At 57.0% G+C, this 13,439-nt stretch carries 12 protein-coding genes; 3 read left to right on the forward strand and 9 right to left on the reverse strand.

Features of this window, described 5'->3' with window-relative positions:
• Window positions 1-30 precede the first annotated feature (30 nt).
• The gene (locus CLR77_RS15015) at window positions 31-804 is read right to left on the reverse strand and encodes a substrate-binding periplasmic protein (protein ID WP_097461469.1); all 774 of its coding nucleotides are present in this window, start codon (window positions 802-804) and stop codon (window positions 31-33) included.
• 317 nt (window positions 805-1,121) lie between these two features.
• On the opposite strand from CLR77_RS15015, the gene trpB reads away from it, so the two are divergent.
• Window positions 1,122-2,324 carry a tryptophan synthase subunit beta gene (gene trpB, locus CLR77_RS15020; protein ID WP_097461470.1) on the forward strand — a complete coding sequence of 401 codons (1,203 nt, stop codon included), beginning with the start codon at window positions 1,122-1,124 and terminating at the stop codon, window positions 2,322-2,324.
• 57 nt (window positions 2,325-2,381) lie between these two features.
• On the opposite strand, the gene CLR77_RS15025 is transcribed toward trpB, so the two are convergent.
• Together CLR77_RS15025 and CLR77_RS15030 are read right to left on the reverse strand one after the other, a co-directional pair.
• Complete coding sequence (locus CLR77_RS15025; protein ID WP_097461471.1) at window positions 2,382-3,059, reverse strand: DUF6064 family protein; 678 nt, start codon at window positions 3,057-3,059, stop codon at window positions 2,382-2,384.
• Window positions 3,059-3,988 (reverse strand): aldo/keto reductase, encoded by a 930-nt coding sequence (locus CLR77_RS15030; protein WP_097461472.1) that lies wholly within the window; start codon window positions 3,986-3,988, stop codon window positions 3,059-3,061. Before CLR77_RS15030 ends, CLR77_RS15025 begins: the two co-directional genes overlap by 1 nt.
• A 456-nt stretch (window positions 3,989-4,444) precedes the next feature.
• Here CLR77_RS15030 and ltaE point away from each other — a divergent pair, with 456 nt between their 5' ends.
• Window positions 4,445-5,461, forward strand: a complete 1,017-nt coding sequence (ltaE, locus tag CLR77_RS15035) for a low-specificity L-threonine aldolase (RefSeq protein WP_097461473.1) — start codon at window positions 4,445-4,447, stop codon at window positions 5,459-5,461.
• 122 nt (window positions 5,462-5,583) lie between these two features.
• On the opposite strand, the gene CLR77_RS15040 is transcribed toward ltaE, so the two are convergent.
• The 3 genes from CLR77_RS15040 to CLR77_RS15050 form a co-directional block, all read right to left on the reverse strand.
• Complete coding sequence (locus CLR77_RS15040) at window positions 5,584-7,050, reverse strand: sensor domain-containing diguanylate cyclase (RefSeq protein WP_158227219.1); 1,467 nt, start codon at window positions 7,048-7,050, stop codon at window positions 5,584-5,586.
• Window positions 7,051-7,331: 281 nt separating this feature from the next.
• The gene (locus tag CLR77_RS15045) at window positions 7,332-8,255 is read right to left on the reverse strand and encodes a ketoacyl-ACP synthase III (protein ID WP_097461519.1); all 924 of its coding nucleotides are present in this window, start codon (window positions 8,253-8,255) and stop codon (window positions 7,332-7,334) included.
• Window positions 8,256-9,026: 771 nt separating this feature from the next.
• Window positions 9,027-9,674 (reverse strand): PEP-CTERM sorting domain-containing protein, encoded by a 648-nt coding sequence (locus CLR77_RS15050; protein ID WP_097461475.1) that lies wholly within the window; start codon window positions 9,672-9,674, stop codon window positions 9,027-9,029.
• A gap of 566 nt (window positions 9,675-10,240) precedes the next feature.
• Between CLR77_RS15050 and CLR77_RS15055 the strand changes: the two genes are divergently transcribed.
• Window positions 10,241-10,717, forward strand: coding sequence for a hypothetical protein (locus CLR77_RS15055; RefSeq protein WP_227519935.1), 477 nt, complete (start codon window positions 10,241-10,243; stop codon window positions 10,715-10,717).
• Between the two features lie 73 nt (window positions 10,718-10,790).
• On the opposite strand, the gene CLR77_RS15060 is transcribed toward CLR77_RS15055, so the two are convergent.
• From CLR77_RS15060 to CLR77_RS20570, 3 genes are all read right to left on the reverse strand, one after another.
• On the reverse strand, window positions 10,791-11,681 hold the full coding sequence (locus CLR77_RS15060) for a tetratricopeptide repeat protein (protein ID WP_097461476.1): 891 nt from the start codon (window positions 11,679-11,681) through the stop codon (window positions 10,791-10,793).
• Window positions 11,682-12,390: 709 nt separating this feature from the next.
• Window positions 12,391-12,747: a type II toxin-antitoxin system HicB family antitoxin gene (locus tag CLR77_RS15070; protein WP_097461478.1), complete on the reverse strand. Its 357-nt coding sequence runs from the start codon at window positions 12,745-12,747 to the stop codon at window positions 12,391-12,393.
• A gap of 3 nt (window positions 12,748-12,750) precedes the next feature.
• Window positions 12,751-12,888, reverse strand: a complete 138-nt coding sequence (locus CLR77_RS20570; protein WP_406564961.1) for a type II toxin-antitoxin system HicA family toxin — start codon at window positions 12,886-12,888, stop codon at window positions 12,751-12,753.
• Window positions 12,889-13,439 lie beyond the last annotated feature (551 nt).

Raw genomic sequence — 13,439 nt, forward strand, 5'->3', positions numbered from 1 at the left:
GGCTGGCGTATTGCCGATGACCCGGTTCATTCAGAAAGGTGCGAATGGACGGATTTTCTCCGCTGAGGGCGACGAAACGGTGCTCAGGATCTCCCCATACCGGCCGCTGGCTTTCAGCATTCGCAGCCCCCGATCCAACTTGGAGATCAGTGCTTCCGATTGCGGGATTTCGCGGGAGAACATGACGAACGCATCCGCTTCATGCAAGGGCGTGGGATCGTGGGTGAACAACGCCGCCTGGGTCGGGCTGAACAACTTGTGGATCAGGTAATAACCCACTTCACGCGTGGTCGCATAGACATCCACACGGCCACGCAGCATTTTCTCGAAATTCTGTTCCTCGCTGGACACCTTATCGACCGCCACGCCATGCTGCTCCAGCAGACTGGTGTCAAAAAAGCCTAGCGTGCCGCCAACCCGATAGCGCTTAAGATCGTCAAAGCCGCGCCAGCGGAAGTCCAGCGTCTTCAGGTGGAAAAACACTTCCTGCCCGTGCAGCAGGGGTTCATGATTGAAAAGAAAGGCCTCGGTGCGCGCCTTGCTTTTGTACCAGGGGAACGTCGCGTCGACGTGCCCTTGCCTCACCTCTACATAGGCACGCTTCCAGGGGAAATACCGATACTCGACATGGACGCCCTCCAGCAGGAAAGCAGCCGTGACAATTTTCTGCGCAACCTGCGCACTCGGAACCACCTGCGAGGTATAGGGTGGCCATTCGCCAACGGCAATCGTCACCGTTTCTGCCGCCACGGACCGATACAGGAAAAGCAGCACTACCCCAATCAGTGTGGCGGTTTTCTTCATCGGTTCGATCCAGTCATGCGCTTTTCGGAGATGGGCATTCTACCTTTCATCCCACCATGACGATACCGGTGCCGTTCAAGCCACAAGCGTCGATTCAGGCCTGAGCCCCTCTTCACAGTGCGCGGTACTGGACAAATCAAAACCTCAAAGTTGCAACAAAAGGCAAGAGACAGAGCCCAGTTCCAGCAGTAAAACCTCAACATACCCCGCTGTCCGTCAAGGCGACACGGAATTATCGCTTTCAGCGGCTCCCTCCGTGTCCAGTTTTTGGTATGTTGGGGGTTTGTTTCTGGTGATACCACAACGAGGACCCTAGGATGACAAAAGCACATTATGGCCCCATGCCAGACGATAAGGGCTTCTTTGGCGACTTTGGCGGCGCACTGGTACCCGAGCCTCTGGACCGTATCATGCGCGAGATTGCCGAAGCCTATGTCGCCATTCGGGACACCCCCGCTTTTCAGGAAGAACTCAAAGACCTCCAGATCCATTACGTCGGTCGCCCCAGCCCGGTTTACCACGCCAAACGTCTCACCGCGCATTGCGGTGGCGCGCAGATCTATCTCAAGCGAGAGGATCTGAATCACACCGGCGCCCACAAGATCAATCATTGCCTGGGCGAGGCGCTGCTGGCCAAACACATGGGCAAGACCAAGGTCCTGGCCGAAACCGGTGCCGGTCAGCACGGCGTGGCCCTGGCAACGGCTTGCGCCCTGGTCGGTATCGATTGTGAGATCCACATGGGACAGGTGGATGTGGAAAAAGAAGCGCCCAACGTCGGGAAAATGAAAATCCTGGGGTGCCGGCTGGTTCCCGTTACCCGTGGCACAGCCACGCTCAAGGACGCGGTGGACAGCGCCTTCGAAGAGTATCTGAAGGACCCCGAAAATTCCTTCTATGCCATTGGCTCCGTCGTCGGTCCCCATCCCTTCCCGATGATGGTACGGGACTTCCAGCGCATCATCGGCGAGGAAGCCCGCGCCCAGTTTCTGTCCATGACCGGACGACTGCCGGATACCATTACCGCCTGCGTCGGCGGCGGCTCCAATGCCATCGGTCTGTTCAGCGCCTTCCTGGAAGATGAGTCCGTTCGCATTGTGGGCGTGGAGCCTGCCGGTGAAGGCCTGGATACGCCTCGCAACGCCGCCACCCTGACCCTTGGCACTCCCGGCGCCATCCACGGATTCAAATGCTATGTGCTGCAGGACGACAAAGGCGAGCCATTGCCCGTGCACTCCATCGCCTCCGGTTTGGATTACCCGGGCGTCGGCCCCCAACACAGTTACCTGAAGGAACTGGGAGCGGTCGACTATGAGTCCGTCACCGATACGGAGTGCCTGGACGCCTTCATGAAGCTCTCCCGCCTTGAGGGGATCATCCCTGCCCTGGAAAGTGCCCACGCGGTTGCCTATGCCATGAAACTGGCGAAGGATCTGCCGGCGGACAAAACCATTCTGGTCAACCTGAGTGGTCGCGGGGACAAGGATGTGGATTTCGTCGCCGAGCGGCTGGGCCTGTAATCCGAGGAGCGGCATGCCAGCGAGGAATTGCTCAGGCAAGCCGCCGTTTGGGGGTGTTTATCGGCGTTTTCTAATGGGTGTCCAGACGAGCCCCCATCCTGCGATCGCTGCCAGCCCCAACGCCCCCAGCATTACCCAGGCAGCGGGAGCATCGATGGCCAGCAGACAGAGGACGCTGTAAAAACACCAAAGAACCGGGATGACCATCAGGACCCCGCGCCATCGACTCTTTTTCCAGCCCAGAAGGGCTCCCAGAGTGGCGATGGCGGTGGGGTCCGGCAACAGGCCCGGCAGTTCCGCAGCAGACCATGCCCCTCCCAATAGGGCTGTCACCAAAGGGTGGCCCGCCAGGGCGTAACACAACAGGACCAAGCCCAGGCGCCTGCCCGCCCCGGGGCGGACGTCCGTCGGTCGACGGGCCGCCAGCACCAGAAGCAACAGTCCTTCGAGGAAGAAAACCGGCACCATGTACTTAACGGGCCAGTTGATGGCCGCATACCGCTGATCCAGGTAGCCCCAGCCCACGAAAAACCAGCCGCAAGCCAGCAGCGCCCAAGCCGCCCGCCAGGTGCGGGGCTGCCGGCGCAACAAGCCGTAAAGAACCACAAAACCGAGAAGCAGGACCGGAATCTGCAAGGGCCAGAGCGACTGATTGTAGTGTTCGATCAGCCGCCAATAAACGCGTGGCGAGAACAGCAGGAAGCTGTGCAAACTATAGGTCCACCATTCGGTCATCACAACGCCCTGACGTAGGCCGCCATCCGCCGGCGCAGAGCCTCATCGGGTAGCACGGATCCGGCCACCGCAACATTTTCCTGAACATGATCCACTCGGGTGGTGGCGGGGATGACACAGGTGACGGCCGGGTGCGACAGGATGAACTTGAGAATAAACTGTGCCCAGCTGCCGGCGCCGATTTCATCTGCCCAGGACGGAAGTGGACGCCCCCGAAGGCGCTCTATCAGCCCCCCCTGCTGAAACGGGCGGTTGACGATCACCGCAATACCCCGGTCCATGGCCAGGGGCAGCAGTCGCTGCTCGGCCTCCCGGTCCACGATATTGTACGTGAACTGAACAAAATCCAGGGGCCGGGTGCGCATGACCTGCGCCAACTCTCCGTGACGACGGCCATCCGAGGTGGTGATCCCCACATAGCGCAGGTCGCCAGCCGCTTTCATGGCGAACAGCGTCTTCAGGTGCCCCTCCCAGCTCAGCAGGTTATGGACCTGCAACAGGTCGAAGCGCGGTATCCCCCATTTGCGGCGCGAGGTTTCGATCTGCTCCCGGCCCTCCGCCACAGACCATGTCCAGACCTTGTCGGCGGCGAAAACGGCACCGGGACGCCCAAGCTTGTTCAGGCCGTAGCCGATGGTGTCCTGGGAAGAGCCATACATGGGCGACGAGTCGATCAGACGGCCGCCAGCTTTCACGAAATGAGCGATCACATCGGCACACTGATCCAGCAGCTGTTGATCACCGCCTACATTGAACGTGGTCCAGCTGCCCAGCCCCACCATCGGCAGACGTTCGCCGGTGGAAGGGATAAGGCGCATCCGTGGGTCAGCCGCTGACAGGGCGGGTGCCGGAAAGGCGGTGGCGAGGGCCAAAGCGCCCAGGCCCTTGAGCAGTATCCGCCGGCTGAATGTGGGGCGGTGAATGGACATGGCTCTTCTCCTGTGCTCCCTGCCCTCAGCTTACCGCGACTGGTGCCCGGTCAGGAATCCTCGCTGCCCGACGAACACCCCGGACCCATCGTTCACCCCAAGAATGAATACCCATACCCGTGCCCGGTTTGCCAGGCCCGAAGGTCGGTTGCTGCCTCACAGGCCCCGGCTGAATGGATTGTCCCGGTTTTATCGGGGAATAATGATCGAGCGCGAAAGAAACGGGGCTTTCCCAACAGTCGGGGCACACGAGCCATCCACGAGACGATTCAAACGGACATCGTTGGACACCACCCGCCAGTCAGCGGTAACTGGGTGATGAAGCGGTGGTTCACGGACCTATATGTCCGCTTGAGCTTCTTTTTAGCGGTTTAAGCGCTAACAGGAAGTTCAAACCAAGACCGCAAACGTCATGTAGAATGTCGTGCTTTCGAATCTGCAGAAGGCACTGTCGTCATGATCGATTTCCGTAGTGATACCGTCACCCGCCCCACCCAGGAGATGCGCCAGGCCATGGCCAGCGCGGAGGTCGGTGATGATGTGTACGGTGACGATCCCACGGTTAACAGTTTGCAGGACTATGCCGCTGACCGGCTTGGCTTCGAGGCGGCCCTGTTCACGCCCACCGGCACCCAGGCCAACCTGCTGGCCATCATGAGCCACTGCGGCCGTGGCGACGAATACCTGTGCGGCCAATCCGCACATAACTACCGCTATGAAGGCGGCGGCGCTGCCGTGTTGGGCAGCATTCAACCGCAGCCCATCGAAAACGAGCCTGACGGCAGCATCGATCTGGCCAAGGCGCGCGCCGCGGTCAAGGCGGACGACTTCCATTTCGCCATGACCCGCCTCCTGTCTCTGGAGAACACCATCGGCGGTAAGGTGCTGTCACTGGATTACCAGCGTCAGGCCCGGGCGTTTTGCGACGAGCATCAGCTCAGGCTCCACCTGGACGGCGCCCGGGTATTCAACGCCGCCGTCAAATCCAACTGTGACGTCACGGAAATTACCCGTTACTACGACTCCGTCAGCGTCTGCCTGTCAAAAGGACTCGGCGCTCCGGTCGGCTCGATACTGGTCGGCTCGAAGGAATTTATCGCCCGCGCCACCCGTCTGCGGAAAATGCTGGGCGGCGCCATGCGCCAGGCCGGCATTTTGGCCGCCGCGGGCCGGATTGCCCTGGAGCAGGGCCCGCTCCGGTTACACGAGGATCACGAAAATGCCGAATACCTGGCGGCCGGCCTGGTAGAGATCCCGTCAATGGCCATCAATCCGGCCAATACGCAGACCAATATCGTCTACGCCCACTGCCGCCACGGCAAGGCCGCCGCGTTACGCGACTTTCTGGCCACCAGAGGCATCCTGATAACCGCCGGGGATCCCATCCGTTTCGTCACCCACCGGGATGTGGGACGCACCGATATCGACCGGTTGTTGGGCGAGATCCGGCAGTTCTATCAATCGCATCAGTGAACGGATGCGGATAGGCTATGAGTGGAGCGCCGACTCGATGCGCGGCAACGGGCCCGGAGAAAACTCCCCCGGTGACCGTCTGGCATAGGGACGTCAGGCTGTAGGGGTCGGGAAACCAGCCATCAAGGCGCGCCCTTTCCGCCTCCCGGGATCCCTGCAACGACAACTCGGTTTCGGCCGGCGCGTTTTGCGTCATACAGGGCCGCATCGGCCGCCGTCATCGTGTCTTCCAGCGTGTGCAGAAAGGGCGACAGCCCGATGCTGACCGTCACCGAAAGCCTTTCCGGCAGGTTGAATTCCGCGTCAGCGATCACCTGCCGCAGACGCTCCGCGACCGGGATTGCTTCGGCAACCGTCATCTCCGGTAGCCAGCAGGCGAATTCCTCTCCCCCCGTACGCGCAAACAGGTCGTTACTGCGAACCTGCTGCCGCCCCAGCGAGGCTACAGCCTTGAGCACGTCATCACCGGTCTGGTGCCCAAACCGGTCATTAATCGACTTGAAGTAATCGATATCGAGCATCATCACCACCCCCTCGGCATTGTCTGGGGGCGTTGCCGCCATGAAATGCCGCCGATTGGGAATGGATGTCAGATCGTCGGTACGCGTCAGCGCCTGCAGGCGTTGATTGGCCTCGCGCAATGCCAGGGTGCGCTTCGCCACCTGATCCTCCAGCATGGATTTCGCCGATCGCAGTTCCAACTGTTGCGCCGCCACAAACAACGCCGCGACACCGCTGGCGAAAACGAACAACAGCAGATTCGCCAACTGAGCCCAATGGGACGCACCACCAAAGGGGCTATGTCCATACACAGTCAACGAGGTTAGCGTGATGGAGCTGACGGTAAGAAACAGCGAAACACCCCGGACATGGGCACGCAGCGCCAGGATCATGAACATCGGAATCAGCAGGTACACAGCGCCGCCAAGCACGGTATACCCAAGCAGGATGATCACAGCGAGCACGCCGAACATTCCCACCATCAGCCAGGGATTGAGTGCACCGCGCTCCCGATAGGCGCCCATCCACGAAAGCGCGAGCGGCACGATCAGCAGCATGCCGTGGATGTCCGCCAACGAGAAGGAAGCCCATATCGACAGGGCCCCCATCATTCCCGTCTCCGGGGTTTTCGGCAGAAAGCCCAGCGCTGCAGAGAGCGCCACCAGCAGCATGACGGTAACCGCACTCACGGGAATCGCCACCCAAAAGCTGAAGCGCAACACCTGATAACCCGCCACGAACCGGGGGCGACCAACCAGACGCTGGAACAGCCAGGCCGCCGCAAACGACTGAAAGGTATCGACAGCGCCTGCCCCAACACCGGCCAGCAAGGCCGCCCAGTGTTGCGACATCAATGCATCCGGAAGCCCGGCGGGTGTATTGATCAACAGCGACGCCAGCCAGATGGCCGGCAGCATACGCCACCCGCGTAGCATCACCGCCGCCGCACCTATCCCGGAAGGCAACCACAACAGACTCAGCGACGAGTCCGGCATGCTCGAAAACACCACACCCAGCCGAGCAAACAGGTAATAGACAACAAACACAGCGAGCGCAAAAAGCCAGGGGTAACGACGAAGCGAGGACACGGGCGGCATCAGTCAGGCGTTCATTTCAGATGACATCGAGGACCGATACAAGATAGCAGCAATTGCCCTTGGGCAGATGATTAATATTGTGAAAACTGGACTTGCCGGATGACGGACGTCACCGGGCCTCAACGGACGAAAGGGCACTCTTTCCCGGACTGCCCCCCTGTCTTCTCGATGAACTGATCGCCGTTATCAATAACCCGATCAACGAAGATAACCGGTAAACCTGCAATAGCTGGCCCGTTGCAGGCCAGCCTCAGTGCTCGTCAGGCTATGCCTTATTCAACCAGCCTGTAGACGGCCGTTGCCCAGGACAAGCCGACCCCAAAGCCTGACATCAGGATGGTCCGGTGCTTATTCTCCAGCTCATTGACCAGCAACAACGGAATGGAAGAGGAAACCGTGTTCCCCGTCTTATCCAGTCTCACCGGAGCCTTTTCCAGGGGAATGCCCGCTCGCTTGATGGTGCTTTCCAGCATGTAGCGACTGCCCTGATGGAGCAGGAAAAGATCGATATCGTCCGTCGTCAGGCCGCTATCATCAAGCAGACGATTAATCTGTTTGGGAACGTCCTGCAGGGCGAAGTTGAACACCGCACGCCCGTTCATCTCCAGCATATTGTTTTTCCGCCGCAACGCCTGGCTGCCGGCGCCCTTCGTCGAAAATTTCGCGCGGTCGAGGACGTAACGCGGAGTTTCGCTGATCAAGGTGACCGAGGCGGCATCCCCAAACAGGAGGCAGGTGTTCTTATCGTCCTGATTCAGGATCCTGGAATAAGGATCGCAGGTGAAAAACAGCCCTTTCCTTAGCCCGTTGGCAGCCATAAACGACTGGATGACACTCAGCCCGTAAACATAACCGGAACACGCCAGACCGATATCAAAACAGGCACAATCTTCAGACAAACCCAGCTCGCCATGAAGCAGTGCGGAGTTATGGGGCAGCCCGCCGTTGTCGGGGTTCTGCGTGCACAACACAACACAGTCGATCTGCTCCAGGTCGATGGCTTCTTTGCTGCTGAGATTCTGGAAAGCATTCAGGCAGGCACTGACGACGGTCTCATCCTTGCCCAAGCGCGGCAGCGTGGATACACCGATTTTCTGCTCCACAAATTCCCGGTTTGTCTCAAACCTGTCAGCTTGCTGAAAGTTATCAACGAAGTCTTTCGGGATATAAGTGCCGATATTCTGAATACCTAACATGAGGACTTGACCCTTAACCATAAAATTTCGTTATGAAAAGCATGTGTCCCCGACTTCTTGCTGACCCATCAGGACGTCACTGCAGGTAAAACGCACACCAAGCCTGTTCGATATTTCAGCTCCACGCTGTCAGGCTCGGGAAAGGAAACAGACCATGGTGACGAGAGAACACTCACTTACTCGGCGCGCCGACGCGTGCCAGATACGTTCGCTTGCACAGTGGCATCAACCGCCCAATCACTCCCTGATAATACGGCGTCACCTATTTAATGCACTTATCTATTAGGATAGTGTCGCGACACGGAGTCACCTCCACACTCCAATAAAGTATTTATTTTTCAGAAAGTTAAAACCAGAAAGAAACAGAATACCTCTGCCCTGTCTTCACCCGGTTAATAGGCAGACACAGCATCATCGGCAAGGAAATTCATCATTATCCGGCTGCCGCCGTAGCACGCACCTGCGCACAATTCAGCGCGGAGGGTATCCGGTGTGACGGGTTTCGAATCGAGGAGAAACGCAGATTGGCGGGAATAGCGAGCCAGGTTTCAAGGCGCAGTGGTCAACGGGCCATTGCTTTAAAAGGCACCCATTGGGACGATCATACAGAGGGCTTACACCCTCCTGGGGTAGACGGATAACCCGCCGATGTCCCAAGAGGCAGTATAGGATCGGAATTGAATGGTTTCAGGAGGGCCCGACGCAACCCAGTCGTTGCAATCGACGCCCACCCGTTAACTTCCGGAACACGATACAAGGCGATCGCCGTTACTAGGCGCCAGCCTTTCCTGAGCGTCGCAGGCGTGCTCCCCAGAACCCCACCAATCCAAGACCCAGCAACGCAAGGCTGGAAGGCTCAGGGACAGGAGCGGCGCTGGATACAAAGGTCCAACGCGCAAACGTCACCCGCGCCGCCGAGTTGTGCGACGGATCGGATTCATCGTAGCTGGCACTCAGCGTCGGTGCCACGACGACGTCTCCCGATTCAGAGTAGTCATTCCGGGCAGCCTCGTTGGAGGCCAAATTGCCATCACCGGCATAGACCGTCGTGACAAAACAAGGTCCCGCGGTGCAGCCATTGGTCAAGGAAGGGTTACTGTCGAACGCGCCCAGACCAGAGTCGATAAAAACCGAGTCCAACAGCGCCTGGCTTGCGGCTGTCGCATCGGCACTGGTGTGAAAAGTGAAGTCGGAAGGCGCGTCACAGCCGTTGAACAGCGAGGTGCAGGAGCCATCTACAAACTGGACATCGTATATCGACCCGCCTACCGCAATGCCCGTCGCCCCCATCAGCTGGCCGCCGACGACATTGAGCACCGGTGCAGCGTTAGCGGATAGGGATCCCAGAAGAAGCGTCATTCCGAAAAGGCCGAGAAATCCTTGCAGGGTAAACATTCTGTGTTTGGTCACAGTTATCATTATCACTTCCTTAAGCGCGCTACAGTTCTTGATGAATTTGTTCGCTCCCAGATTCGAGGCGCACGATCAGAGATCACAAGCACTTATAGCGCCATTTCATAAAAATCAATTAGAAATCATTTTTCTGTATAAACCGAAGCCAAACAAAAGCCCTTCCTAATTACATGGGATGCAAAATATCTCGACACCCTTTCGATTGATTTGGAGACGTTAAGGCCAATGTGCGGAACAGACCTGTGCCGGCGAAGAGATCGATAGCCTAGGCAACGAATACGGCTAAGGGACGCTTCGGTATCCAGGTCAAAGGGCGCTATGGATTAGTCGCCTGCACCGCCGGGTTATAAATCTACCCAAACAGGCCAAAGCCCAGCACGGTATGTTGGGCTGACGAAGGAAGGCCAACATACGACTTCTCGGGAAATGTCGGGCCTGTCAGCCCAATCTACGGGGCGAGCGGCAATGACGTCGGCATCCATCCGAATAGCGTTGATCTTTGTTTTTCTCAGACTTGACGGCTAGGTCATCCAGGCGCAGTTTAATAAAAATGCCGATCAAGGAGTTGATCGATGGTCACTTCGAACCGCGCCACCCTGTCCCATCCCATGGCCATTTTCGGCGGCTTTCTGGGAGGCTTCTTCGCCACGCTGATCTTCCACCAACTGGCCGTCGCCCTGCTCTGGTGGCTTCATCTGGCTCCATTTCCACCCTATCAAATGGCACCACAGCCACCGTTCGGGGTTCCAGCCGTTTTTTCGCTGGCATTTTGGGGCGGCGTCTGGGGCATTTTGTTTGCCTATCTGACCCCCTACTTTGGCGTCGGTTCGCGCTATTGGCTGAAGGCCTTTGTCTTCGGGGCCATTTTCCCCACGCTGGTCGCCCTGCTGGTGGTATTACCCCTGAAAGGTAAGCCCGTCGGTGCTCACTGGCAGCTGAGCATCTGGACTTTCGCACTCGTGGTAAACGGCTGCTGGGGGTTGGGTACGGGTGTTTTTTTGCGAGTCGCTCAGGGGCTTGTGCCCGGGACTTCCAGGGCGCCGGGATAAACACGAGAAGTTAGGCTGACGAAGGAAGCCCAACCTGTGGCTTCTCGGGAAATGTTGGGCTTGCCAGTCCAATCTACGCGGCTTGGTGATCGCCGCTGGCTGCAATCATATGTGGTCCCGAAATCGGCTGATCCTTGCGAAAATGCCAGGGCCGGCCTGCACGATAGGCTTTTAGGCGGTTTTCGTAATACCGCAGTTTCCAAGCAACATCACGGTGCTGGGCGATGTCGTGCCTGAGCTGTGATAGGGCCTTTTCCTCTATCTGCACCGCCGTATGGAATTGGTCATTCGCTGCATAGACAGCAGCCACAGTGTCCAGCTTTTCTGTCCGCCAAGGATCATCTTTATCAATGCTTTCACCTTTTACCAGCGACAGAGCCCGCGGTCCGTCACGAAAGTCAGCATCTGCCGAAACGGCCAGCCACCAAGCATAATCAAAGACAGCCATATGATGAGACCCCCACATTGGCTCAGAGGAAATTGCTCTCTCGAAAAGGAGCTTGGCGATACCGGTATTACGTTGTACGCCCTGCCCGGTGGCATAGCACAGCGCGAGGATGTCCAGATTCGGGGGATCATCCTTGTAGCGGTCCCCACGTAGAATCGTGGTAGCGGCAACATCATTGTCGGGATTGTCGTCTGCCAGCATCAGCCGCGCTTTCACTTGCGGCATGAAATAGTCGAGATACTGGTCGTATGGCTGAGGCGCCATTGTTTGAGCCCGATGATAGTATTCCCGCGCCTTCGCCAGATTCTCTGGAACCGTGCAGTCGCAAAGATAGATGAACGCGAGCTCAATGGCTGCTGCTTTGCTCCCGTCGTCGACGGCCTTCTGCAAATGTGGAATCGCGTCCGCCACCCGGTTGTCGTCGAGCAAGTCATTGGCCTTGCCCATCTGGGTATAGGCGCACCCCGATGCAAAAGCGACTATGCCCGCCAACAACATCATCGTGAAAAACCTCATCTTCGCTCCCTCGATATTACGTATACCGCCTCAACGCGGTGTCCCTGCGGCAAGCGCCATTATGCATAACTCATCGATAGAAGAAATGCTCTAGCGGGGATATAGGCATATCAATGGGATCTGCAGATAAACAGGTCAAAGTCATGGATCGTTGATTGCCCCGTTATTACTTCAAGCGCCCGCAAAACGAGAATCCGTTACCCTCATAACGCATAGGGCCACTGTCTCCTTCCTCACTTACTCATACCCAGGTAGTGAAAATAAATCTGTCCCGGTTTCGGATTTTGCTCCATTTTTGTCCCATTGCTGACGCACATCACACGGCACGATCAGTCTAATATCACTTTCTCAAATCGCTTCCTCAAGTGGTCTCTATTTGTTTGAGTCAGCGCCAGGCGTGTGCGGTCTTGATGTTGTCCAGGTCATCGTATCGGTACAAATCCATTGCCTGGGACGCCACGGCGCTAAAACGCGCAATAAAGACCATGAGAATCTGCGAGCCGATTTAATGAAAATTTACGCTCAAAAAGGTTATGAGCGCTTCAGTAACCGACATGCGGCGAAGATTCTTTATGAGGAAAACCAGGCAGAGGTAGAGCGGATTTTGAGATCGGACGACCCAGCACATCAGATTGCGAAGTGGATCAGCAAGCACAAAAGAACCCCCGCACCGGCAGATCCACAGCAATAAAAAATCAGGGCTACCGCGCTAGTGGGCGCGGTGACGCCCCATATCTTCAGCCAGAATGGACGCTACCAACGCATTCATGCTGACGCCTTCCTGTTTTGCTCGACTCACCAAACGAGCGTGCAGGCTTTTGGGCAAACGAGCAATGAACTTGCCGCTGGCACCACCTCCAGGCACAGGAATCTCTCTTCCCTCTTCAATATAAACACCCATCCATGCGTCAAACGCGTCTCGACCATTTTCTATGGCTTCAGCAGGTGTTTCCCCATCCGACATACAGCCGGGAAGATCCGGCCAGGAAATCAAATAGCCGCCGCCTTCATCAGCGCTCAATCGCCGAATTTCAAAGGGATAATCATCAAATTTTGGATATTCCATATTTCACTCCCCCACATCATCGATGAGGTCTATCAGTTGCCGTACATAGATCGGCTTAATAGGTCGATGCGCTGGCACCGTAACAACAACCGGAGAGTCTGGATGACTGAACACCGCATGACTCCCGCCCTGCTTCCTCACCGTAATGCCATATCGCGCCGCGACCGTTTCAAGTTCATCAATCCGCCAGTCACGGGGATTGTTGCGCATCTTCTGTAATGTCTTGTCCGCTTTCGTCATAGAAATATGATACTAAATATAGTATCTACCAACAATCTGCATAAATTTCAATCAGCCGTAAACAAAACTGATCGCAGCCAATTTAAAGCACCGACTATGTACCTGTAGGCCCTTCGAGTATACCTCTAGGCCCTTGAGGTATACCTCTAGGGCCTTGGAGTATACCGCTAGGCCCTAGCGGCATTCTAACCCTATGAAATAACTTCAAAATGATCGTCATACTTTCAAACACAGGAAATATGACGATGACCGACAAGCTACTAACTACCGCCGAAGCCGCTCAAGCTCTTGGCGTCAGCAAAGCCTTTCTTGAACGCGACCGCTGGGCCGGTGTGAATCGCCACCAGTTTGCTAGACACCTATCAGCCATACACAATGGCTATCAGAGAGGTGCTCATGAGCAGCAAACGTTATCCCGAAGAATTCAAGATTGAAGCCGTCCGCCAGATAAC

This window comes from Mangrovitalea sediminis (assembly GCF_002514725.1).
Taxonomy (GTDB): domain Bacteria; phylum Pseudomonadota; class Gammaproteobacteria; order Pseudomonadales; family Oleiphilaceae; genus Mangrovitalea; species Mangrovitalea sediminis.

Excerpts from the sequence above, each read along its gene's own strand:
- CLR77_RS15015 (WP_097461469.1), bottom strand. The coding sequence starts at position 804 with ATGAAGAAAACCGCCACACTGATTGGGGTAGTGCTGCTTTTCCTGTAT.
- trpB (WP_097461470.1), top strand. The coding sequence starts at position 1,122 with ATGACAAAAGCACATTATGGCCCCATGCCAGACGATAAGGGCTTCTTT.
- CLR77_RS15025 (WP_097461471.1), bottom strand. The coding sequence starts at position 3,059 with ATGACCGAATGGTGGACCTATAGTTTGCACAGCTTCCTGCTGTTCTCG.
- CLR77_RS15030 (WP_097461472.1), bottom strand. The coding sequence starts at position 3,988 with ATGTCCATTCACCGCCCCACATTCAGCCGGCGGATACTGCTCAAGGGC.
- ltaE (WP_097461473.1), top strand. The coding sequence starts at position 4,445 with ATGATCGATTTCCGTAGTGATACCGTCACCCGCCCCACCCAGGAGATG.
- CLR77_RS15045 (WP_097461519.1), bottom strand. The coding sequence starts at position 8,255 with ATGTTAGGTATTCAGAATATCGGCACTTATATCCCGAAAGACTTCGTT.
- CLR77_RS15050 (WP_097461475.1), bottom strand. The coding sequence starts at position 9,674 with ATGATAACTGTGACCAAACACAGAATGTTTACCCTGCAAGGATTTCTC.
- CLR77_RS15055 (WP_227519935.1), top strand. The coding sequence starts at position 10,241 with ATGGTCACTTCGAACCGCGCCACCCTGTCCCATCCCATGGCCATTTTC.
- CLR77_RS15060 (WP_097461476.1), bottom strand. The coding sequence starts at position 11,681 with ATGAGGTTTTTCACGATGATGTTGTTGGCGGGCATAGTCGCTTTTGCA.
- CLR77_RS15070 (WP_097461478.1), bottom strand. The coding sequence starts at position 12,747 with ATGGAATATCCAAAATTTGATGATTATCCCTTTGAAATTCGGCGATTG.